The organism is Nostoc sp. (assembly GCF_036919595.1).
Taxonomy (GTDB): Bacteria; Cyanobacteriota; Cyanobacteriia; order Cyanobacteriales; family Nostocaceae; genus Nostoc.
The window spans coordinates 18,996-42,267 of the sequence record NZ_JBALCO010000049.1 but is presented as its reverse complement, the minus strand read 5'-3'; the positions used below and the strand labels follow the sequence as shown (position 1 = coordinate 42,267).

At 42.0% G+C, this 23,272-nt stretch carries 21 protein-coding genes; 11 read left to right on the top strand and 10 right to left on the bottom strand.

What is annotated here, in order from left to right; genetic code table 11:
• The first annotated feature begins 336 nt into the window (after positions 1–336).
• The gene (locus tag V7K21_RS06740) at positions 337–1,389 is read left to right on the top strand and encodes a fatty acid desaturase (protein WP_335172686.1); all 1,053 of its coding nucleotides are present in this window, start codon (positions 337–339) and stop codon (positions 1,387–1,389) included.
• Positions 1,390–1,607: 218 nt separating this feature from the next.
• Entirely contained in the window at positions 1,608–2,687 is a 1,080-nt protein-coding gene (locus V7K21_RS06735) for a fatty acid desaturase (protein WP_335172685.1), read from the top strand.
• 214 nt (positions 2,688–2,901) lie between these two features.
• Here the strand turns inward: V7K21_RS06735 and V7K21_RS06730 are convergent, their stop codons facing one another.
• Entirely contained in the window at positions 2,902–3,123 is a 222-nt protein-coding gene (locus V7K21_RS06730) for a hypothetical protein (protein ID WP_334795203.1), read from the bottom strand.
• Positions 3,124–3,226: 103 nt separating this feature from the next.
• Here V7K21_RS06730 and V7K21_RS06725 point away from each other — a divergent pair, with 103 nt between their 5' ends.
• From V7K21_RS06725 to V7K21_RS06715, 3 genes are all read left to right on the top strand, one after another.
• The gene (locus V7K21_RS06725) at positions 3,227–3,922 is read left to right on the top strand and encodes a LabA-like NYN domain-containing protein (protein WP_335172683.1); all 696 of its coding nucleotides are present in this window, start codon (positions 3,227–3,229) and stop codon (positions 3,920–3,922) included.
• 169 nt (positions 3,923–4,091) lie between these two features.
• A complete protein-coding gene (locus tag V7K21_RS06720) occupies positions 4,092–4,802 on the top strand; it encodes a response regulator transcription factor (protein WP_273769498.1) in 711 nt (236 codons plus the stop codon).
• 5 nt (positions 4,803–4,807) lie between these two features.
• On the top strand, positions 4,808–5,896 hold the full coding sequence (locus V7K21_RS06715; RefSeq protein ID WP_335172681.1) for a sensor histidine kinase: 1,089 nt from the start codon (positions 4,808–4,810) through the stop codon (positions 5,894–5,896).
• A 457-nt stretch (positions 5,897–6,353) separates the two neighbouring features.
• Here the strand turns inward: V7K21_RS06715 and V7K21_RS06710 are convergent, their stop codons facing one another.
• Both V7K21_RS06710 and V7K21_RS06705 read right to left on the bottom strand, forming a co-directional pair.
• Positions 6,354–7,022: an O-methyltransferase gene (locus tag V7K21_RS06710; RefSeq protein WP_335172679.1), complete on the bottom strand. Its 669-nt coding sequence runs from the start codon at positions 7,020–7,022 to the stop codon at positions 6,354–6,356.
• A 33-nt stretch (positions 7,023–7,055) separates the two neighbouring features.
• Positions 7,056–7,943: an NAD(P)-dependent oxidoreductase gene (locus tag V7K21_RS06705; protein WP_335172677.1), complete on the bottom strand. Its 888-nt coding sequence runs from the start codon at positions 7,941–7,943 to the stop codon at positions 7,056–7,058.
• Positions 7,944–8,266: 323 nt separating this feature from the next.
• On the opposite strand from V7K21_RS06705, the gene V7K21_RS06700 reads away from it, so the two are divergent.
• Positions 8,267–8,401, top strand: a complete 135-nt coding sequence (locus V7K21_RS06700; protein ID WP_335172675.1) for a hypothetical protein — start codon at positions 8,267–8,269, stop codon at positions 8,399–8,401.
• A gap of 93 nt (positions 8,402–8,494) precedes the next feature.
• Here the strand turns inward: V7K21_RS06700 and V7K21_RS06695 are convergent, their stop codons facing one another.
• A complete protein-coding gene (locus tag V7K21_RS06695; RefSeq protein WP_335172673.1) occupies positions 8,495–9,517 on the bottom strand; it encodes an isopenicillin N synthase family dioxygenase in 1,023 nt (340 codons plus the stop codon).
• 114 nt (positions 9,518–9,631) lie between these two features.
• Positions 9,632–11,611, bottom strand: coding sequence for a protein phosphatase 2C domain-containing protein (locus V7K21_RS06690; RefSeq protein WP_335172671.1), 1,980 nt, complete (start codon positions 11,609–11,611; stop codon positions 9,632–9,634).
• Positions 11,612–11,844: 233 nt separating this feature from the next.
• Between V7K21_RS06690 and V7K21_RS06685 the strand changes: the two genes are divergently transcribed.
• From V7K21_RS06685 to V7K21_RS06675, 3 genes are all read left to right on the top strand, one after another.
• On the top strand, positions 11,845–12,279 hold the full coding sequence (locus tag V7K21_RS06685) for an NfeD family protein (RefSeq protein WP_335172669.1): 435 nt from the start codon (positions 11,845–11,847) through the stop codon (positions 12,277–12,279).
• A gap of 87 nt (positions 12,280–12,366) precedes the next feature.
• On the top strand, positions 12,367–13,374 hold the full coding sequence (locus V7K21_RS06680) for an SPFH domain-containing protein (protein ID WP_335172667.1): 1,008 nt from the start codon (positions 12,367–12,369) through the stop codon (positions 13,372–13,374).
• Between the two features lie 713 nt (positions 13,375–14,087).
• A complete protein-coding gene (locus tag V7K21_RS06675; protein ID WP_335172665.1) occupies positions 14,088–14,657 on the top strand; it encodes a Uma2 family endonuclease in 570 nt (189 codons plus the stop codon).
• Positions 14,658–14,789: 132 nt separating this feature from the next.
• Here the strand turns inward: V7K21_RS06675 and V7K21_RS06670 are convergent, their stop codons facing one another.
• Positions 14,790–15,194 carry a Fur family transcriptional regulator gene (locus V7K21_RS06670; RefSeq protein ID WP_335172663.1) on the bottom strand — a complete coding sequence of 135 codons (405 nt, stop codon included), beginning with the start codon at positions 15,192–15,194 and terminating at the stop codon, positions 14,790–14,792.
• A gap of 144 nt (positions 15,195–15,338) precedes the next feature.
• On the opposite strand from V7K21_RS06670, the gene purS reads away from it, so the two are divergent.
• Both purS and purQ read left to right on the top strand, forming a co-directional pair.
• A complete protein-coding gene (purS, locus tag V7K21_RS06665; RefSeq protein ID WP_335172661.1) occupies positions 15,339–15,617 on the top strand; it encodes a phosphoribosylformylglycinamidine synthase subunit PurS in 279 nt (92 codons plus the stop codon).
• Positions 15,618–15,759: 142 nt separating this feature from the next.
• Entirely contained in the window at positions 15,760–16,434 is a 675-nt protein-coding gene (gene purQ, locus V7K21_RS06660) for a phosphoribosylformylglycinamidine synthase subunit PurQ (RefSeq protein ID WP_335172659.1), read from the top strand.
• 187 nt (positions 16,435–16,621) lie between these two features.
• Here the strand turns inward: purQ and V7K21_RS06655 are convergent, their stop codons facing one another.
• From V7K21_RS06655 to V7K21_RS06640, 4 genes are all read right to left on the bottom strand, one after another.
• The gene (locus V7K21_RS06655) at positions 16,622–17,119 is read right to left on the bottom strand and encodes a DUF427 domain-containing protein (RefSeq protein WP_335172657.1); all 498 of its coding nucleotides are present in this window, start codon (positions 17,117–17,119) and stop codon (positions 16,622–16,624) included.
• A 73-nt stretch (positions 17,120–17,192) separates the two neighbouring features.
• Positions 17,193–18,761, bottom strand: coding sequence for an HlyD family efflux transporter periplasmic adaptor subunit (locus V7K21_RS06650; protein ID WP_335172655.1), 1,569 nt, complete (start codon positions 18,759–18,761; stop codon positions 17,193–17,195).
• Positions 18,762–18,933: 172 nt separating this feature from the next.
• Positions 18,934–21,942: a peptidase domain-containing ABC transporter gene (locus V7K21_RS06645; RefSeq protein ID WP_335172653.1), complete on the bottom strand. Its 3,009-nt coding sequence runs from the start codon at positions 21,940–21,942 to the stop codon at positions 18,934–18,936.
• A gap of 815 nt (positions 21,943–22,757) precedes the next feature.
• Positions 22,758–22,946 carry a DUF4114 domain-containing protein gene (locus V7K21_RS06640; RefSeq protein WP_335172716.1) on the bottom strand — a complete coding sequence of 63 codons (189 nt, stop codon included), beginning with the start codon at positions 22,944–22,946 and terminating at the stop codon, positions 22,758–22,760.
• Positions 22,947–23,272: the final 326 nt, after the last annotated feature.

Genomic DNA, 23,272 nt, shown 5'->3' with positions numbered 1-23,272 from the left:
GACGTGATTAATCGCGTCTGTACGGGAGTTAGGAGTTACGTTTAATGTGAATTAGGTGTCGAAATTCTTTATGTTGCCATCGATTTTTCTCAAACCATAATTTTGAGACCCACAAATCCTAATGGAACAAGGAGCGTTTCTAATTCACATCAGGCGTGAGTTAAGAATCTAAACTCATAACTTATTACTGATAACTCCTCACTTTTCAAAAGTCTATATTACGGGTGCGCTTGTGTCGGTTAGGTTGCTATAATCCGAAGCGCTAATGTTAAGAATTTTTACGGCAAGTTACTTTTTGGTGACTTGGTGGAGGAGTTTGTTGTTTTTCAGGTGTTCATGACTACATCAATAATTAACAGCCAGAAACTGAGTGACGAGCCTGGTAATTCCGATCTAAGGCTCAAAGATATTGTCAAAACCCTGCCACGGGAATGTTTTCAGCAGAACCGTCGCAAAGCTTGGACACAAGTAATAATCAGTGTCTTGGCAGTTGCCTTGGGCTATTACAGCTTGATTATCACTCCTTGGTTTCTTTTGCCTTTAGCTTGGATTTTTACGGGTACTGCTTTAACAGGCTTTTTTGTAATTGCCCATGATTGTGGTCATAGGTCTTTTGCCAAACGTCGTTGGGTAAATGATTTGGTAGGGCATTTCTTCATGATGCCGTTAATTTACCCCTTTCATAGTTGGCGGATTAAGCATAATTATCACCATACTCATACCAATAAACTGGATGAGGACAACGCTTGGCATCCAATCAGACCAGAAGTATTTGAAAATTGGGATAAAACTCGGCAGTCTGCTTTTGAACTGTTCATGCGTAAACGCTTCTGGTGGGTAGGTTCCATTGGACATTGGGCAGTTGTGCATTTTGATTGGCGGAACTTTAAAACTAAAGACCAATCGAGTATCAAGCTTTCTGTGGCTGTAGTAGTCGTGTTTGCAGCGATCGCTTTCCCGATTCTCATCGCCACAACTGGTATCTGGGGATTTGTCAAATTTTGGCTAGTGCCCTGGATGATTTACCATTTTTGGATGAGTACTTTTACTATTGTTCACCATACTGCCTCGGATGTTCCTTTTGTAACAGCGAACAAGTGGAACGAGGCTCTAGCACAGCTATTTGGCACTATCCATTGCGATTATCCGCGTTGGATAGAAATTCTGTGCCATGATATCAATGTTCATGTCCCTCATCATATTTCCACTGCGATTCCTTCTTATAATTTGCGGCTAGCTTACAGCAGCATAAAAGAAAATTGGGGGACTTGTCTGCATGATGAGTGTCAGTTTTCTTGGCCTTTAATGAAGCAGATTACAGACCAGTGTCAACTGTACACAACTGATGTTGGCTATAAGACTTTCAACGAATATTATACAGAGCGATAAATAGTGCTGTGATTACACTCACGCTCTTGCATTAACGAGAGCGTTTATTATGCTGTGTTTAAATAGAATCTGGCAATTCTTTATTGACTAAAATTTTAGATAAATTGCCAGAAATTATCCTCTTCTGTGTTAGCGATCACTAGTTTCGTGGGCATCTTAGAAGTGAGATTATCTTGTCTCAAATAAAGTTCCGATTTATATCCAATCAAAAGAATCCAGTGCAATCAAATATCATCACGTTCAACAATCCTCCTGCCTGCGAAACATCTGAAGATACGACTAAATTACCTTTCACTCTTCAGACTTTAAAAGCTGCAATTCCCGCTGAATGCTTTCAGCCCAATGTGACAAAATCACTTTTCTACTTCTTTCGTGATATCTTGATTATCGGTCTGCTTTATGCAGTAGCTCATTACCTGGATTCTTGGCTTTTCTTCCCAATTTTTTGGTTAATGCAAGGAACGATGTTTTGGGCTTTGTTTGTAGTCGGACATGACTGCGGACACCAATCTTTTTCTAAGCATAAATGGCTCAATGATTTGATTGGACATCTTTCTCACACACCAATACTTGTTCCTTATCATGGTTGGCGGATTAGCCACAGAACCCATCATAAAAATACTGGCAATATTGATAACGATGAAAGCTGGTATCCTGTGACAGAATCAGAATACAAGGAGATGCCTTTAGCACAAAAGATAGGCCGATATTATGTTTTTCTACTGGCTTATCCTGTGTATCTGTTTAAGCGTTCTCCTAATAAGGAAGGCTCCCACTTTTTGCCCAGCAGCTCGCTTTTCAAACCATCGGAAAAATTGGATGTTATTACTAGTACTGTACTTTTGATTGGCATGGTAGGTTTGTTGGGTTTTCTGACCTACCAATGGGGTTGGATGTGGTTGCTAAAATATTACGCTGTGCCCTACCTTGTGTTCATAATTTGGCTAGATTTGGTAACATTCTTGCACCATACTGAGCCAGACCTTCCCTGGTATCGTGGAGAAGATTGGACTTTTTTGAAAGGTGCGATTTCTAGCATTGACCGTAATTATGGTTTGATCAATCATATCCATCATGATATCGGTACTCATGTTGCTCACCATATATTCCTTAACATTCCTCACTACAATTTGCTGAAGGCAACTGAGGCAATAAAACCAGTGATGGGTGAGTATTTCCACAAATCGGAAGAACCAATTTGGAAGTCATTATGGAATTCATGTATCAGCTGCCATTTTGTGCCTGATACTGGTAGTAAAGTTTACTACACATCCAATAATAAGTTGGCTAAAGGCTAAGACTCAGATTCCCGACTTCTTTAAAGAAGTCGGGAATCTTGTATTTTCGCCAGTGTTTTCTGACTATTGACCGTTGAGCACTCCCTGATTAAGATAAACTGTTATCAGAATTGCATTAAAGATTACCTAAATATTTTAAGTAAACTTACCTTTTGAGGGGCGATCGCATATTACATTATTAATGTTTATACCTCTTGTCAGTAATTGAGCTTCCTTAGCCTGCGGTAAAATAAAATAGATAGATGACGTTCGCAGATTCTTGCCCTACCCTTACAGGAAGATTTATTTTCTCCAAACTCTTGCTGTCTGGGTGGGTAAAGATTAACATATCTGTGGGCAGATGCAATGTTTCGTCAAACCAACCCTGATCACAGTGGAAAACCCTTTGGCTGTGTACTTTTGGATTCTGTTTAGCGTCAGTTAAGTTTATCTGCATGTAGTGACTCAAGATCATTACCTGCTAGGATTATAAATCAGCACAAACTATACTATAGACAATTTACTCAAAACTCTTTCCAGCTTTAAAATCAGAGGTATCAATGATTATAACTAATTTTAGTAAACAAACAAATGAATTTAAGGAAACTAAAGTACTCAAAGCTAAACCACATTGGCAAGGACAAAATTTAAGCGATACTATTGTCAAAAGTGAAGATACCAAGATGCAAGATACTGCACCTGATAGTTTGATTATCAATAGCTTGAATCGTGGTCGAGTTGCTATTTTTATTGATGGCTTAAGTCTATTTCATACAGCTTTACAACTGGGCATAGAAATTGACTACGTTAAATTGCTTTGTCGTTTAACCAACGGTTCAAGACTGTTGCGTGCTTTCTTTTATACTGGGGTTGATATTAACAATGAAAAGCAACAGGGTTTTCTATTGTGGATGCGTCGTAATGGCTATCGTGTAGTGGCAAAAGAACTGATTGTGCCAGCAGAGAATTTAAAGAAATCAAATCTGAACGTAGAAATTGCTGTAAACATGATAACTTTAGCTCCTTACTATGATACTGCGGTTTTAGTCAGTGGGGATGGAGATTTAGCATATGCTGTGAACGCTGTCAGCAGAATGGGGGTTCGGGTGGAAGTGGTCAGTCTGCAAACGACCACTAGTGAAAGCTTGATTGATGTTGCTGACTGCTTCATTGACCTCGATAGTATTAAAGCACACATTCAAAAAGATTCTAATCTTGGCTATAGTTATCGCACGCCGTCAAATTCAAACCTTTAAAACCTGATTTCAAATCTATCGAAATCTCTACTGAGCTATTGCAAGCCTGTAGAAGGTTTATCAGGTTGAGTGGGGCTTGAATCCTCATCCATACCCGTCCCATTCCCCAAATGCCTACTTTAAACAAGGGGCAAAATCCCCTTGTCTACCCCAAGTCTTGTTAATTGAAATGGATATTTTAATAGTTGAAGATGAACCAGAAATTGCTCATTTAATCGAACTATCTTTAGAAAAAGAAGGATTTTTTTGTCGGATTAGCCGCGATGGCATGAATGCTTTACGGATGTTTCAGGAGCAACCACCTGATTTAATTATTCTAGATTTAATGATTCCTGGTTTGGATGGTTTGGAAGTTTGTGCCAGAATTCGCCAGAAACCAGGTGCAAAAGATCCTTACATTTTGATGCTCACGGCTAAGGGTGAGGAAATTGATCGCGTCATTGGTCTGTCTACTGGTGCTGATGATTATATGATAAAACCCTTTAGCCCTAGAGAATTGGTAGCTAGGGTGCGGGCACTATTGCGGCGTAGCCTCCGCCAAGGGGGACAACATCAAGTCAATCGTACCCAACACTTTATCGTAGATGTAGACCAGCGCACTGCCAGTCGTCAGATAAATTCTCAGGAGGTTGAAATTTTGGATTTAACTACCTTAGAATTTAACTTGCTAACTACCTTTGTCAGTAATCCTGGTAGAGTTTGGAACCGCACTCAACTAATTGATAAACTTTGGGGAGATAATTTTTTTGGCGATGAACGAGTGGTAGATACTCATGTAGCTCGGTTGCGAAAAAAGATTGAGCCTGATCCGGCAACTCCGACTTTTATTAAAACTGTTGTTGGGGTGGGCTATAAATTTGAAGATCCCCTGGTAGCGTAAATATTATGAAGATGGGGCTGAGAGGGCGGCTATTTTTCTCCCACTTAGTAGTAATGATCGTGGGGGTAGCTAGTTTGGTGAGTATCAGCAAAATTTCTTCCCCCCGCTTGTTTGTCTTGCATTTGGAACGATTAGAAAATCAGGGGTTCGACTTAATCGATGTCCGGACTGAATTGGTTACAGGATTTGAACTGGCTTGGCAGCGAAGCACAATTTGGTCAGTCTTAGTTGGGACTACCGCTGCTGGAGGATTAAGTTACTGGGTGTCTAGACGGATTATGCAGCGGTTGACAGAGATGGAACAAATCACCCAAAAATTTGCTGCTGGTCAGATGGATGCACGACTACCGATGTCTGACATTCCAGAACTTAATGGACTTGGTGCTAGTTTCAACCGGATGGCAGCCAGTTTAGAAGGGGTGGAAGTGCGGCGGCGAGAAGTGATTGGAGACATGACCCATGAACTACGGACACCGTTAACAGTTGTCCGTGGTTACTTGGAAGAACTGGCTGATGGGGAAATTGAAGCGTCTCCTGAGATTTATCGGCGTTTAGCTAGAGAAACTAAGCGTTTAGAGCGCTTGGTGAACGATTTACAAGAACTCTCTAAGGCAGAAGCTGGTTATTTGCCAATTAATATACAACGGGTAAATCTGCGTCCGTTGTTAGAGTCATTAGTGGAGAAATTTAGTGACCAGCTGTTGGAAGATGGACCAGTTCTGCTTTTGGAATGTCCATCTGTGCTGCCTCCTATATTGGCGGATATTGACCGTACAGAACAGGTGTTGGTTAATCTGCTAGGTAATGCAGTGCATTATACTAATGAAGGTTTAATTACGATTCGGGCTGGGACTCAAGGATCTCAACTCTGGATTGCGGTTATCGATACAGGTATTGGTATCGTTCCAGAAAATTTGCCCCATGTATTTGAGCGCTTCTGGCGAGCTGACCAATCGCGCGATCGCCATTCGGGAGGCACTGGTATTGGCTTAACCATTTCCCGTCGTTTAATTGAACTACAAGGCGGTCAGATTCAGGTAGAAAGCGAGTTGGGAATTGGCAGTACGTTTCGGTTTTTTCTGCCTTTGGCTTAAGTTTAGTCAAAATGCTTGAGATACAAGGGATTGACACAAGGTAGTCACTGCTGTGTCATACGCGATTGTTAGTTTGAAAGTATCCAAAATTCAATCCGCTTGGTGTTGGTGATATTTTGCCCAGGAAGTCCCCCAAACTCTCTTAAAAAGGCTGGCTTCAATTTCCTCCTTTTAAGAAGGGTTAGGGAGGAGCAAAGCAAAGCCTTAGCGGATTAATCCAAAATCTTATTTTTTGATGGGTGTAGAGATTTTGAAATTGTATAGAATATAACGTTAATTTGGCATTTGGGTAGAATTCTGTATGTCTACTATTGTTCTGGCTGCTTTTTTGATTATTTTAGTCAGTATTTCGGGTTACGCTGCGATCGCTTACCTGTTCCCTCAAAATCGTTCCTAAAACTAAGCAAATAACAATCTCTTGCTATTTTTGGTTTACGGATCTTGGCTGAATGCTTTATTAGTCAGCGGTGACGATCGCGATCGCAAAGCCGTCGTATCCTTTGCTGCCCACGGTTTGGATTGCCGTGGCGCTGACGCGCGGCTCAGAGGCAAGCAGTTCGTTGAATTGACGCACCCCCTGGACGCTAGGATCGCTGCTGCTTTGATCAACCACCGCTCCGTTACGCACGACATTATCGGCGATGATCAAGCTGCCGCGACGGGAAAGCTTGAGCGCCCATGTGAAGTAATCTGGATTGTTTGGCTTGTCGGCATCAATGAAGATCAGGTCAAATGGACTGTGACCCTCGGCGGCAATCTGTGGCAGCGTAGAGAGTGCCTGTCCGAGGCGCAAGTCAACGATATCGGCCAGACCAGCGCAGGCGATGTTGACACGAGCGACTTCGGCGTGCTTTGGGTTAGCCTCTAAGGTGAACAAACGACCGTTGCTGGGTAGCGCCCGCGCCAGCCAGATAGTACTGTAACCGTCCAGAGTGCCAATCTCCAGGATGGTTCGCGCTCCTTGGATTTGTGCCAACAGCAGCAGCTTGCCTTGGTTCGGCGAAACATTGTGCGGTGGCAGTCCAGCCGCAGCGCTAGTCTGGAGAGCCGCATCCAGCGCGGGGTCAGGCGGCACAAGCAGCTTGGTAAAGTAAGCGTCAACCGCAGTCCATTGTTCCTGAGTCATCCCATATATCAACCCGCAATAAAATAGTCTTGATTATGTGTCAGAAATTGCTTCATTCGAGAGAATTGTAATAATTTCATTCAATGAACGATCGCGATCGCATTCTTCTGGTGTTTCCTTACCCAAAGAGGTTTCTTTCACCAAACGGTAAACGTCGGCTGCTCCATAAAAAATGCGCTCAGCCAGACCTAACTCTTTAAAGGTTTCTGCAATCTCTTCCATTTCTCCTACCCAACGATGCGCTTTTGGTGTCATCGATGGAATCGAACGGGTTAATATGCTAGCAAGTTCCTTTTGGCTACTAGACACTTCATCCCATAATTCCTTATCCAAGCCTAAACGATGGGCTGCAATCAGTAATTCTGTGCTAATTGCTGTAAGTCCTTTTGTCAGGGCTGCATAGGACATTTTCAACCCGGAAGCCTGACCAATTTCATCACCAATCACCCGCACATCCAAGCCATAATCTTGCAGTTGTTGGAGTTGACTTGCTTGTTTTCCTGAAGTATATATGCGGGTACGATTGGGAACTCGCGGTGGTGGGCCAATGATTGATGCATCTACGAATGTTCCGCCAACTGATTCGATGAGTTTGGCGATATTTATGACTTTTTGGGGTGCGATCGCATTACAGTCAACGTAGAGAATCTGTTTACCAACATTGCTGATCACCTCAGCGACTTGCTTTGCTGCTTCAGTCGCTGCTGCTGGGACTAAAACTGACAAAATTACATCAGATTCAATTACCAGTTGCATCAGGGAACCCACATCTTGGATGTTGGCTGCGGTTGCTAATTGCCTAGTTCGTTCACTGCGATTGTCTAGAGCAGCAATAGTTTTCAATCCATTTGGATTCAGAACAGCTGCGATCGCCTGCCCCATATCACCCGGACTTAAAATACCAATAGTTTGGATAGGCATAGAAAGTTTTATATTTACTTTGTGGCTGACAAGTTAATTCAGGTAATTGGGTCGTCAATAAACTACGATAAATTTATATAGATGCCGTATTTAAATCAAACCACGGATAAGCTTAACAAGCAAGCTATCTGCTGAGAGATCCGGCAGGAGTCAGAGGTTTGGAGTCTGGAGTCTGGAGTAAAACACTCTTCATATCTGGCTTTTAAGTCTAGGTTCTGTACCTTATTTATTACAGTTTTGCGTAAAAGCGTAGCGTTTTTAATGCATCCCGATGCATTGGCATTGTAAGGGGACGCATTAACAATGCGGCTGACGCACTAACATTGTATCGGGATGCATTGGCATTGCAAGGTATTGCCAAATTTAATCCGCTACGAATTAATGAAATGCTGTGGATGACAATTGAGCAATTAGTGGGTGAAACGCTTGCTGGTGTTGAGATAGAAGCACTTTTTTAGATCTGTGGAATTTGTACACCTACTCTTGGGCACATTTGACATACAGGAACCGAACCAGAAGGGGACTCAGCAAAGAAGAAATGGCTTGAAACTTTATAATACCGATCGCTGCAACTCTGGAAAAACTTTAGACACCTTACTCAACACATAATCACCATAAGTTCCGCGAAAATCATGAACGTTAGCTTTATCCCAGCGATCGCTTGCATCATTATTCGCTACTATTTTATCTAATTGAATCGCCTTGACTTCCACATTGAAATTGGGATCGAAAAAGAAGGGAAACGAAAGGCGATGATTTTGAGACTGATTCTGTACACGATGAGGTGTAGAACGATACAAACCTCCTGTCATTTTCTCTAACATATCACCGATGTTGCAGACAAAGGAACCAGGAACGGGAGGCGCAGCAACCCAACTTGACTTGGATTTAACCTCTAATCCACCTGAGTCGTCCTGCTTGAGAATGGTCAGAACGCCATAATCAGTATGTTCGCCAACGCCCCATATCGGTTCAGCATCTAAGGGTGATAAATGAGGAGGATAGTTGAAGATGCGAAACAGCACTAGGGGATCTAAGGTGTAACGGTCGGCAAAGTAGGATTCTTCCAATCCCAAACTCAGGGCTATACCAATCATCAGAGTGTGTCCCAAGTTTGTCATTGCCTCCATATATTCAAGCACTGTTTCGCCAAATTGGGGAATGTTGGCGGGGAAGAGGTTGGAACCATGCATAGGAGTACCAGCTTGCACTAGTGGGTGTTCCTTTGGCAATTGAGCGCCAAAATAAATACCTTCTTTCAAGTCGGGTTTACCGGATGTCAGTTCGCCACCAACGGGGAAATAACCTCGCCATGCAATACCTGCCAAAGCCATGCGGATTTTAAGTTTAGTTTCCAAATCCTGGGCGAAAAACTGGCGGCTGAGTTCTTCAAGTCGCTGCTGCAAACTTTCGTTTACACCATGTCCGATAATATAGAAAAACCCCGATTCTCGACACGCTTGTTTGATTTTAGATCCGATGGAATAATGATCGCCTTTTCCAGAAATCAAGGCGCTGATATCAATAATCGGGACGGATGAAAACCCATTATCCACAACTTGCAAGTTTTTCATGTTCACGTTGGCAATATATATTCTTGGCTCCAGACTATTTGTCTTTTCACATCAGTAATCTTCAACGGTGAGTAGTGAAGTGGAGTGCTGAGTTTTGAGTTGGAGTCCTATTGGCTACTTCCCAGGCGGACAAAGTTGTTGCCCTCTTTGGGGAAGTTGCCGACACATTTGCTGGAATCCTTGAGGATTAAATTGCCACCAAGCAAATAATCCTAAACTTGTACCCCCCACAAGCAACGCCAACACCCCCCCCAGCATTACCAAGCGTTTACCCCGATTAGGTTTTGTAATTAGCGTTGGTGGAATTTCTGGGGTTATAAGTGGTTCTTCTGGAAGATCCAAATCTAGATCCAAATCTAGCAGCGATCGCGAACTTTCTGTGAAGGAAATTGGTTCTTGTAGTTCTTCTTGTTCTTCTAATTCTTCTTGTATTTCTGCTTCTATAATCTCTTCTGGCAACGCTGGAGTCACAGGTACTAAGTATTCTGGGGAGACACGGCAATAAGTGAGAACAACCGACGTATTATCACGCCCATTTTTTTCATTTGCCAAGTTAATCCAGTTGCGGACAGCATCTTCAACTGTGAGTTCACCTGTTAACACGGGTTTTGCATAATCCTGCCAAGATTGTTCCACGCAGTTATTATCACTTAAACCATCAGAACACAGTAGTAAGATGCCATCTTCTTCCACAATGAATCGCTGAACCTTGAGACGTAAAGATTCTGCATCTCTTGCCCCCAATGCTTGAGTTAGGGCACTAGCATCTGGTCTAAAAAGCGCCTTTCGATACAAGCTTTTAGCAAAGCGGACTTCCCGCGTTGTGACATCATCATCTACTGTCAGTAGTTGACAATAATTACGAGTAATCCAATAGGCACGGCTATCGCCAACATTAGCTAAGTAAAGTTCATGGGTATTATTTGATTGCCACCCAGTACTCGTCTGCACTCGTTGCGGAACTTGCAACGCCATTACTATGGTTGTAGCCATGCGTTCTCTACCTTGGCGTTTTTGTTCGTTATTGCCGGCACAAATCACATTATTTATCACCCGTAAGCTTGCTTCTAGTTGTTCCTGCAACAACTCTGGTGGTACAAGTACGGTTTGTTCTGTTACCTCCGTTAGTAAAGCGCGAATTTGCAACTTTACAGACTGCACTGCCAACTTACTGGCAACCTCGCCGCCTTCGTGTCCGCCAATGCCATCGCAAACAATCGACAACTGGGGCAATAAAGGTTCATCTAAGTCACCCAAAGTATTGGGGTAGCAAGCGTCTTCATTTTGCACCATCAATGGGCCAATATCTGTAGAGCCTGCCACCTTCAGGACTAATGGCAATTCTGCAGCAGATGCTAGTAGTAAATTATTGAGTTGAACATTAATAGCCTCTAACTCAACCTCAGTTTCGCACATCTGCTGGACTATGTTCTGTAACCCTTTGGCTACTGATGCCTTTGCAGACGCTACCCAAAACTGCCAACATTGCCCCAGATTCTGTAAACTCAGCTTCTCATCTGCTGGTGTTTGGTAGAGTTCCAACAGCCGCACACACCAACCTTGGACTCTCAAGTTGTCTACTACCAGTAAACTGCCGTTAAGTCCCAATTCTGATAAAGGTGTCCAAAGTTGGAGAATTTGCCACAGCCAATAAACTTGTCGTACTGCCGTTGCTTGCTCCCATGCCTCAACAATAGTTGAATAGATATTTCCGATCTCATTTATTGGCACATTTTCTAATAAGAGGATATCAGTTGGATCTCCCCCAAGGTAACTAGCAAACCCATAAGCTTGAGGCAGGTGTAACCGTTCTTGATATAATCGTAGATAAGGAATTACTTCCTTTGGCAATTCTTCAGGTGCATCTGGCGAAAGTCCCGGTTGAGTATCCAGCCAAATCTGAGGACTAATTACCTCGTATCTATCTGCTACCTTTGTGCCTGGTGGAATTTGAGCAGACAATGAGCCAGTAGCCCAAAGATAGCGGTGAACCAAGGGAGTTTGGCAACTGGCACAAACACTATCTCCCATAGGGTTAATCGGGCTATTACAGGCTGGATTTATACAATAAATTATCAGTTGAGTAGAAATCATAAAGGTATAAATTTAAAAAACCAATTAACTCATGAATTTCGATTACATTTAGCTGGCAATGACTTCAAGGCTAGAATAGACTAGATTCGTGTACCGCTAACTACACCTGGTTACTGAAATTAATCAAAATTATTGGTAAAAAGACCAAGTTTTGCTTTCTGTAAATAACTTACGTCTGGGTGTATCTAATCGTATAAATGCATTTACGTCAATGTAAAGTTTAGGATGGCGCTATGCCAAGTTTTACCTTAATCTGGCTTCTGGCAGGAGCAGTTCTGTGTCTAATGGAATTGTTCTTACCATCGGCGTTTGTCGCCTTCATGATGGGAATTAGCGCTTTTGTGGTGGCGCTGCTGTCTGGAGTGGGTTTGGGAAGTGTATGGTTGCAAGTTGTAGTTTGGCTATTATTTTCCACCACACTAGTTTTACTTTCCCGTCGGTTTTTGCAACCGCGACAACGCAAATCTAAAATTCGGGATGCAGTTATAGCTGAAACCTTAACAGAAATTCTGCCTGGGAAAACAGGGCGGGTGCTGTATGAGGGAAATTCTTGGCAAGCACGATGTGATGATGACAAATTCACCATACCACCCCATCAAAGAGTTTATGTGGTCAGGAGAGAAGGTACTACTTTGATTGTGATACCAGAAAATTTGTTGAATTCTTAGGCATTGGGCATTGGTATTCCCCTTACCTTCCCATCTACCCACTCCCTTCTCTTTGACATTTAATACTTAAAAATCAGGAGATTCACAATGGAACAGTTTTTTTTGCTAGTCTTTTTAGCCCTTGGTGGTTCTGCAGTAGCAGGGTCTGTGAAAGTTGTCAATCAGGGCAATGAAGCTTTGGTGGAAAGATTGGGTAGTTATAACAAAAAACTGGAACCAGGACTAAACTTTGTCATTCCTTTTGTAGATAGAGTTGTTTACCAAGGAACTATCCGCGAAAAAGTTTTAGATATTCCTCCCCAACAGTGCATCACCCGTGACAACGTTGGTATTGAGGTGGATGCAGTGTTTTACTGGCGCATTGTGGATATGGAAAAAGCCTGGTATAAGGTAGAAAATCTCCAGTCGGCAATGGTAAACATGGTGCTGACTCAAATTCGCGCCGAAATGGGGCAACTGGAGTTGGATCAAACCTTTACTGCTCGTTCCCACATCAGTGAACTTTTATTACGGGATTTGGACGTTGCTACCGATCCTTGGGGTGTGAAAGTGACACGGGTAGAACTGCGAGATATTATTCCGTCTCAAGCAGTGCGGGAATCGATGGAATTGCAAATGTCGGCAGAACGACGCAAACGGGCAGCAATTTTAACTTCTGAGGGCGATCGCGAAGCTGCTATCAATAGCGCCAGAGGTAAAGCTGAGGCGCAAATATTAGATGCCGAAGCTCGTCAAAAATCGGTAATTTTGCAAGCTGAAGCTGAACAAAAGGCGATCGTTCTGAAAGCTCAAGCGGAACGTCAGCAGCAGGTTCTAAAAGCACAGGCGATCGCAGAGTCAGCAGAAATTGTTGCCCAAAAAATCCAGACTAACCCTAATGCGAATAAAGCAGTGGAAGTTCTGTTTGCCTTGGGCTATCTGGATATGGGCGCGACAATTGGTAGAAGCGATAGCAGCAAGGTTTTGTTTATAGATCCGCGCACAATCCCTGCTGCTTTTGAGGGTATGCGTTCCGTTATCTCAAATGGTCAAGTTGACTCTAACCCGTTGTTTTCTAAGCAAATACCAGGATTAGAAAATAACCGTCCTAGTTAACCCTCTTCTAATAAGTAGCTAGTAAGTAACTAGGCAAAATTAATTACAGCACAATTCAGGAGTCAGAATTCAGAAGTAAAACACCCTTTATATGATGTCCGGGCAATTAAGCATAATATCCCCAAACCCACCCCGCCAAAGCTGCGCTTGAGCTAACCTAAGAACAGGCGGGGTAGGGTTCTTTTATTATGAGTAATTTGGCGGACATGATATTATTCCTGGCTTTGAGACTTAGCTTGTGTACAACATCCAACTTTAAATCTGCTGTAATTACTCTTACCAAATAGAAAAGTGACTGGTGGTGCAAAGGTGATTGTCTAAAGCAATGGTTTTAGAAAGATAAATCAGTCACTGAACTTGCCAAGTTAGAGCCAAAAACCTTAAATTATGTATGTTGGGTTGAGGAACCAAACCCAACCTTGTATCTTAAAAAGATGGGAAAAAATTTTAGGCGATCGCACTTCTGCTAATTGTGGAGTCGATGAGATTGTGGGAGATGTGGGATAAATTTTAGGCGATACCTGATGGTAACCTAGCACTATTTCTACGACGGGTTATTTTGCGTCGCACTTGTGTAATGTCAGGTTTTGGTTGTGCGATATCTACGACGGGCTATTTGATAAAATTACAATGGCTAGTCAGGGGAATGCGATCGCACTAATTGTCGCATTCTTATAGTGATGAAATAATCAAGTTTTGATAAGTTGTAAATTATGACATTATCTATTCAGCCAACCACACAATTAAGTATAGAAGAGTTCTTAAAACTACCAAATACCAAACCAGCAACCGAGTATTTTAATGGGCAAATATACCAAAAACCTATGCCACAAGGAGAACACAGTACGTTACAAAGCAGTTTAGTCACAGCTATTAATGAGATTGCTAAACTGCAAAAAATTGCTTATGCCTTTCCTGAATTACGCTGTACATTTGAAGGTCGTTCAATAGTACCAGATATTGCAGTTTTTGAATGGCAAAGAATTCCATTGCTTCCTAATGGAAGAATTACAAATAAATTTGAAATTCACCCGGATTGGATAATTGAAATTCTCTCACCAGAACAATCACCCAACCGAGTTATCAGCAAAATTACATTTTCTATTCAAAATGGAGCAAAGCTAGGTTGGTTACTCGATTCTGCTGATGAGTCAATCATGATTTTTGAACCCAATAAATTACCGGAATTAAAAGAAAAACAAGATATTTTACCCGTTTTGGGTGTTTTGGAAAATTGGCAATTAACAGTTGCAAATGTATTTAGTTGGTTGAATTTTGCTTAAAAAAAGTTCAACTAACTGATACCTATTTATGAAAATGCACATAATTAGCCTGTCTAAACAGGCTTTGTTCTGGTAGTCCCGGACTTGAGTCTAGGGAAAAATTAAGTGCAACATCACATATAATTGGTATAACTATTGACCAATCGCAGTAGCTTGATTTACCTGGCATTGACTGCACAACCCAAAAAACTCTAGGGTGTGGTAAAAAACTTTAAACTTATGGCTGGATTCTAACTGGTCTTCTAGGTCATGAACGGGGCATTGATTAATCGGAATTGAGACACCGCATTGCAAACAAGTAAGGTGGTGTTTGTCTTGCTGCGCTAGGCTGTAGAGGGCTTCACCGTTAGCTAAATTCCGCACTTGTACCATGCCTTCGAGTTTTAAGGCTTCTAGGGAGCGGTAAACTGTTGCTAAACCCATACTCTGATTTGTGTTACGTAGTTCTACGTAAATATCCTGGGCGGAAATGCCTTTTTTGACGGTTTTCAGTAGGTTGAAAATACGCTCTTGACTGCGGGTGCGTATGGCTCTCATAGACAATTATTTAAATATGCCACTGTAGTTGAAGCTGTTAGATGGGCTAATTAATCAATTAACTTTAACCGCTTCGTAATCTTATTTTCACTCAGTTGGAACAGAAAGTTATAGTATAGCGATCGCAGCATTCAGCAAAAGCCCGTGCAAACCAAGTATTTAGTCAAAATTTTCGTGACGCTTCGTCCTTCAGTATTAGACCCCGCTGGTGTGGCTGTACAATCCGGTCTTAAGCAACTGGGATACGAGAACGTTGACCAGGTGCGGATTGGCAAGTACATTGAACTCACCATCACCTCGACTGATGAAAAGAAAGCCCGTCAAGACCTTGATCGCATTTGTGACCAAATGCTAGCAAATCCCGTAATTGAAAATTACCGCTTTGATTTGATTGAGGTCGAAACCCAAACGGGGGTATTTTAGGGACTGGGCATTGGCCAAATAGGGCATGGGCTAAACAGGGCATGGGGCATTGGTCAAGAATCAATAGTTCTTCTCCCCCTGCTCCCCCTGCCTCCCCTGCTCCCCCTGCCTCCCTTACTCCCCTTACTCCCATTGACTAATCATGAAATTCGGTGTTGTTGTTTTTCCAGGTTCTAATTGCGATCGCGATGTTGCTTATGTAACTAGAGATTTGCTCTTACAACCGACTCGCATGGTTTGGCATCAAGAAACAGATATTGCTGATTTAGATGTCGTGATCATCCCTGGTGGCTTTAGTTACGGGGATTATTTACGCTGCGGTGCGATCGCCCGGTTTTCACCTGTGATGCAGCAGGTTGTGGAACACGCCCGAAAAGGTAAGTTTGTCCTCGGTATTTGCAACGGTTTTCAGGTATTAACTGAAGCTGGACTTTTGCCAGGGGTGTTGACTAGAAATCGGGATTTGCATTTTATTTGCGATCGCGTTCCCTTAAAAGTTGAGCGGACTAATCTCTCATGGACGCAAGCTTATACCAATGGTGAAGTTATCACTTTGCCCATTGCCCACGGAGAGGGGCGATTCTACGCTGATAAAGCCACTCTCGCAGAAATTGAAGATAACGGACAAGTTGTGTTTCGCTATGAAGGGGAAAATCCTAACGGTTCACTGAACAACATTGCCGGGATTTGCGATCGTCAGGGCAATGTGTTGGGAATAATGCCGCACCCTGAAAGGGCGTCAGACGCGATGCTAGGGGGTAGCGATGGCTTAAGGTTATTTCAGGGCTTGCTGGAGAAAATAACAGCATTAGCGTAGAGCAAATATCGGGGGAGTATGTTGGGCCACAGAGCGATCGCTGTCTGAAAGATAGATGAAGGTTCTTCTTTAGATGGCGATCGCTCGAATGAATAACTAGCAACTTGGGTTAATATCGCATCTGCTTAATTCAAAATCTGTCTTGGAGAGCCGCCGCTCTAGACTTTACGCAAAATCTCAAATTGGCTCACCATCCCCAAGTACCAGGAGCGCCTTTGAATGGCCCAACAATATCACTGGTAACCCAACCGCCGTAGAAGTTACCTGGTTGTGGTTGCACCTCTTCACTATTCACGTAGCATTTATCCATTATATGAGCGTAAAAAGCTACATAGTCCTTCATAGTTTCAAACACTGGTGTAGGGTTAGGGTAGAACCAGGCAGCATTATGGACTTCTTTTTCACCAACCCGGATTGTGTAGTAACCAGCACTTCCCTTCCACTCGCAAAAGCTAGACTGCGGTGCCAGCTGCAAATATTCCATTTTGATATCCGCAGGGGGAATGTAGTAACAAGGAGGATGACTAGTTTCTAAAACACGTTTGGCGTTGTGGGTATCTGCAATTATTACTCCGTTAAAGATTATTTGGATATGTTTACTTGTGTCCTCTAGCCGAGGAGGACGAGGGTAATCCCAAACTGATTCTTGTCCGGGAGCGGGTTCGATGCGTTGAGAATTAACCATCGTAAAATTTTGATGTAATTGGTATAACTCTTGTTTTAACGTTAGAAAGTGGTTATACACAAACCTTGCACAATTAACGTACCTCTTTAAGAGTATCAATTTGCTTGGTAAACAACTCAGTGAATAAACTCAGCACAGTCCGGTTTTCACGGACTTTTATATTCGCACTGATGGACATACCTGATTGCAAGGTGACATTTTTACCCTTAATTACTAAGGATTGTTTATCCAATGAGAGCTTTGCCGGAAATCTATAAAACTGATGTGTTTGGTCTGGTGGTAATGCGTCTGACCCTATCCCAATCACTTCCCCTTTGATATCGCCAAACTCGCTGTAAGGAAAGGAGTCAATTCTGACATCTACCTTCATACCTTTTCGCACAAAACCAATATCTTTGTTAGTAATGAAAACTTCAGCTATATAGTTTTCATTTGGGACAATTTGCAGCAGTTTTGTAGTCGGAGTCGCTACAAATCCAGGGTTTTTTGCTTGTAAATCAAAAACTGTTCCAGCTACAGGCGCACGAAGTTCTTCATATTTAACATTTAACTGTGCTTGAGAGATTTTACTATTGACATCTGCCAAATGCTGCTCATTATCCAGTACAACTTTCATGAATTGGCTATCGATTTCGGCAATGTGCTGTTTGTTCTCAGCTATCTTATCCAAAATGCTTTTATCAGAAAGAGCCACTGTATTGCTTAACTCTTGTCGTCCTTTTTCTATATCAAACTGGAGGCGTTTGTGTTCCTCACCTAGTTGTGCTACTTCTGCCGTGCGGTTTTGTACTTCTTGTTGCTGGTTGAGATACTGAAGTTGAGAAATGCCACCTTCTTCTGCTAATATCTTCAGCTTATCTAAAACGTGCTGTTGAATAGCTAAACTTGCTTTACTATCTTCCAGCTTAAATTTATTTTGACTAAGTTGTTTTTTAGTTTTTTCTACTTCTAATTCTGCCGCAGCAGACCGAGAATCTAATTCTCTTTTAGCAACTCGTAGACGTTGCTGTTCATCAATACCCAGTGCATAATCTTGACCAGAGTTTTTTAATTGAGTTCGTAATAATTCATTTTCTCCTACTAAAGCTGCCCGACTTTTCAGCAAAAAAGCAGTTTCTTGTGGCAAATTACCACGCAAATATAACAGTTCAGACCCTGCGGCGGTACTTGCACCCAACAATCGGCGATAAATCTGGTTTTCTTTAATTAATGCAAGGCGAATTTTATAGAAAGAATTTAATTCAGCAACAGAAGCGATGGAATCAAAAGTCAGCAGTGGATCTCCTGCCTTTACATCTTGTCCATCTTTAACATAAACCGTTTTCACCACTCCACTAACAGGAGCCTGAACATCTTTGACTGTTCCTTGCGGTTTTAATTGCCCTGTTGCTGGTACTACTTGCTCAATTTTTGCAAAATAAGCCCAAGCAATTGCAAAACAGGCTAGTCCCATTAGAGTCACCATGATTGTCCGTGACCAAATTGGAGATTGGCGCAAGACAACAGATTGTTCAAATTCCTGAGTATTTGAGTTAATTAATGGCTCTTGAGCAGCTTTCTGTTGTTTTGTAAGTACCCGTGAATCTTGCTTGACTCTGTTTTTCTGATTACCGTTGAGATGATTCCCATTAAGTTGAGTCATAACGATTTTTGATTTTAGATTTTGGATTTTTTGTAGGGTGGGCACTATTTCTCGATACCGAAAACCTAGATTTTGATATTTGTGACAGTGCCTAATCTACGCTGATTGCTACATCTATGGAATGTTGATAAAACTGAAAATCCTTTGATGCCATGCCCCCAGCCATGACTAATTACAAGTTCACATCTTGTTGCTGATATAGGTAATAATAATGACCTTTAGTAGCCATTAATTCGTGATGGCTGCCTTGTTCTATAACCCTGCTATTATCCATCACAACGATCATATCTGCATTACTGACAGTATTCAGTCGGTGGGTAATAAAAAATACTGTTTCACCCTTGAATGCTTTGGCTAAATTGAGACATATTTGCCGTTCTGTGGGATAATCTAATGCGCTAGTTGCTTCATCTAAAACTAATAATTTTGGTCGTTGTAAAACAGAGCGGGCGATCGCAATTCTTTGTCGTTGTCCACCTGAAAGTGCAGAACCCCGTTCTCCCACCCGCGTATTGTAACCGTTGGGCAAGCTCATTACAAACTCGTGGGCGCACGCAACTTGAGCCGCTTCGATAATTTCTTCGGTTGTTGCATCGGGATTTGTTAGGGCAATATTTTCCTGAACGCTGCCGTCAAATAATAACGTTTCTTGGGGAACTACGCCAATTTGTCGTCGCAGTGAATAAAGTTCTACTTTGGCAATATCATAACCATCAATCAAAATTCTGCCGGACTCGGTTTCGTAAAGTCTGAGCAGTAACTTCATCATCGTACTTTTACCAGAGCCACTTTGTCCGACAATGCCGACAAATTTCCCTGGTGCAAATTCGAGGTTGACATTAGAAAGTTGTAAAGGGCCACTTGTGCCAAAGCGGAAGGAAACGTTTTCGTATTTCACTGCCCCCTTAATCGTAGGCAAGGGTATATTGTAGCGGTCTGTTTCTCCTTCTTGTGGTGTATCGACAATATCGCTTAAACGTTCTAAGGATAATGCAGTTTCTTGGAAGCTTTGCCAGAGTTGAGCCAAGCGCAATATTGGGCTGGTGACGTAACCAGATATAATCCTAAAGGCAATTAATTCGCCTAAAGTTAAATCTCCTTGGAGTACCAGATAAGCTCCTACCCACAAAACTAGTAAGCTGCTGAGTTTGTTGAGAAAGTTGCTGGTAGAATTGGCGAGGGTAGAAGTTACAACTGTTTTAAAACCAGCAGCGACAAACCGAGCGTAACGCTCTTGCCAGGAAAAGCGTGATCGCAATTCGATATTTTGCGCTTTTACTGTTTGAATTCCTGACATCACCTCTACTAAATAAGATTGAGTTTCGGCGTTGCGTTCGGCTTTGCCACGTAACTGTCGGCTAATGGTGGGAGAAGCAATTAAGATAACAATCACAAACACTGGAATGGTGCTTAAGCCTACCAAGGTGAGTTGCCAACTGTAGATCAGCATCACACCGATATAGACCACCGAAAACAGAGCATCTAACCCCACTGTTAAGGCAGTACCAGTCAAGAATTGACGGATATTTTCTAATTCGTTGATGCGAGTGGAAAGTTCACCCACCGGTCGGCGTTCAAAGTAGCGCAGCGGTAGACGTAGTAAGTGGTCGATGATTTCCGACCCTAAACCCATATCGATCCGATTGGTAGTATCGACAAATAGGTAGGTTCGTAAGGTAGTCAACACTGCTTCAAATATCCCGACTACTAATAGCAAAACACCCAAAATATGTAGAGTACCAATACTATTTTGAGTGATAACTTTGTCGATAATTAACTGGACGACCAGAGGATTTGCCAACGCTGCCAACTGCACGAAAAAGGAAGCGACAAAGACCTCTATCAGGACTCGACGGTAGCGTGACAAATAGGGCAGAAACCACCGTAAACTAAAGCGCTCTTGGGGTGTTTCTTTGGTAGCACTGAGCAGTAATACCCTAACTTGGGGCGGAAAGTTGGTTGGATCAACATCTAATTGTTCAACCAATTGAGCGGGTTTGCAGCGGACAATTCCTTGGGATGGGACACCCACAACCATACTATTTGCATCTGCTGCATATAAAACGGCAAAACTATCATCATAGCGAATCAATGCCGGTGTAGGAATGCGCGTCACTGAAGCGATTGGTAGCTCTATCAACTGCGCCTTAAGTCCGATTAACTCTGCCAGGTAAGCAGTAACTTGAAACGATATACTACCCTGACGTTTGACTTGCTCAGTTAAGATGCGGCGAACCACTTCTCGACGAAACGGCATTTCTAAATGCTTCGCGATCATTTGGAAGCAGGCGAAGGCTGTATTTAATTCACCCTTACCACTAAAAAACGGGTATTTAAGTTTTGACGAACTATTACTATTTGAGGTATCGGGGGCTGTCTGTGGAACTATTTCGTCCGATGCGTAGGGAATATCCAGTTCGTCTTGGCTATCTGATTTGGTGTCACTTACCGCAAGTACTATCTGATGACTATTTTCCAACATCAAATCTGACGGATGTATACCAAGCAACCGGGCGGGGTTTTGACCTATGACCTGGATCTTGTCTCTGTCATCGTATGATTCTAAGCGATCGCCAGGTAATAAATTCGTTACTGTACCACCACCACTCACAAACCAGATGCTTTCGTTATCCAGTTGATTGAATGAAGTTTTCCCTGAAGGGAGGTAATGAATTTTCGCATGTGGTAAGGCGTTTTCGGCCAGTTCTCTGAGATTTAAAGTCGCGATCGCTTGCTGTTTCCAATATGAGCTGAGAATATCGAAAACTTCCGCCAAGTAACTGCGGTTCTTGCGAGCATCAGCAAAAGCTGGGTATAAAGCGATAAAACTAAAATATGCCGCTGCACTCAAGGTTAAACATACTACTTCGGTGGAGGCGATCGCTGTCTCACAGGCGATATCGCGCAACAAACCAATTTCACCGATAATTTCCCCTGGTTGGAGTAATTTTAGGGTGATTGGCATTTGCGTGTGGGGATCATATCCCAACAGGCGTACTTGTCCCTCATAAATTATGGTAATCCGTTCCGGGAGACTTTCTTTTCCGATGATTTTCTGACCGATGCGATAGCGCCAGGCTTGCAGCTGTTCTGATAGATTAGCGATCACCTCATCTGGTAATTGGTCAAACCCTTCTAAGGTAGTGATAAATTCGGGAAAAGCGTTCTTAATATAAGTCATATAAGACAAGTCGAAGGTGAAAGTGAGGAATAAAGTCGAAAATATTAGGGACTATCTCTTTTACTAACAGTGGCAGTTTTTGGTTTTATGCCAGCAGCAGCAATACTTCTGTGGCATTCAGTGTGCTTAAATATGTAGAAGCACAGAGGGTAAATTCGTCTAATTGCAGACCTGCATTCAGATCACATTACAACTGTTATCCGTTATTCAAAACAAAAGTTTAAATAGATCGAGGAAAACTTCTCACTTGCTTCATACTACATAATTTATACTATCTTATAATTACTACTTAGTATTAAAAGTATGCAACATGGATACTCTTTATCAAACCAAAACACGGAAACACGGTTGTTAAACTTAGTGTTGCATATTTTAATTTATGATAATCAACATGAAACTATCACAGATGCTTTACTAAGTAAATACCCTAATTCAAAATTATGTAATAAAAAAACTTTAAATTTATGAATTATTTTTTACAAATTCTTAAATATAGAGATTCACAGTATTACTGATGGCGAAAGACAGTGAGCTTTCCTTGGTTAACAGCGCCATACCCGATTGCAAAAGAATTCTTCATCACTTTTTTGCTAACTTAATTTAATAAAAATTAACTCCAGAAGTAAAGGCGAAGATTTTTGTCACCGTAGAGGAATTAACTATTAAATTTATGAAGGAAAGCTAATAACTGCCTTCAGTAAATTTACTAGTTTAATTAATCTCAAATCTATTTCCTTGTTATACATAAGCATAGCCCCACCCCCCAATGTGGATGAGGATGTTCAAACTTGCGAAGTAATTACCCAATTTTAATATTACACAGGATTGACACTCAAATTTACCTGCACAATCACATTGTAGTAATCTTTATCACCACCATTTGGTAAATCCTTAAAACCAAAGGGATTATTTTCCAACAGTCGAATGTGATCTACCTGATCTGAGTTAGCACTCAAGAATGCAAAGTAAATTTTCGGATGATTATTGGCATTACTATCAAGAATTGCATCGGATTTATTATATATATTATTTCCTCTGAGTCATAGCAAAACTTCAGTAAATACACTAGGTAAGAGCCAGTTTAGGATTTATGCAAAGGCTTGATTAGCGATGGCACTTACATATATATCAAGGTGTCAGTGGAAATTATAGCGGTTCTTACTTCGATGCAATACATTCTGAACCTCATCCCCAACCCCTCTCCGTGAGTTGGGAGAGGGGTTGGGGATGAGGTTTAAAAATGTAGTACTTGATGCAAACCAGAACCGCTATATTACTCGCGAATAAAACAACCCCATCCCGCAAGCGAGATGAGGTTGCAAAGCTTTAA